At 61.6% G+C, this 432-nt stretch carries 1 pseudogene; it reads right to left on the reverse strand.

Features of this window, described 5'->3' with window-relative positions:
- A pseudogene (locus AC1MHZ_RS23400) lies at positions 1 to 432 on the reverse strand (HNH/ENDO VII family nuclease); the annotation flags it as partial.

Consider the following 432-nt stretch of genomic DNA (forward strand, 5'->3'; position numbering starts at 1 on the left):
CGTCATAACCGAAGCAACTGGTGAGCTTGCCCTGGGTCCGATACACCTCGCGGTGCAGGTCATCACGCTCCATGTCGCTGATCACCTGACCATCCAGGTTCAGCTGGTGCAGGTGCCCGCTGCCGTAGTACAGGTGATTGACCTTGCGGCCGTCCGGCAATGTCAGGGTGGTCAGGTTGCTGAGCGGGTCGTATTCATAACTGAGCGTGCCGGCGGGCGTGATTTCTTTCGTCAGCCGGCCGAGCAGATCGTAGGCGTACTCCAGCTTCTCTTCCGTGATCCCAACCTGCTTGCCGATCCCGGTCGGTTGCCGCTCGATGCTCAGTAACCGGTCGCCGTCGTCGTACGCAAAGGCCTGGCTCGCATCGCGGTTGATCTTGGCGACCAACCGGCCAATGCTGTCACGCTCGAACAGCGTGTGCCGTTCCGGGC

It is taken from the genome of Pseudomonas sp. FA-1, assembly GCF_056856075.1.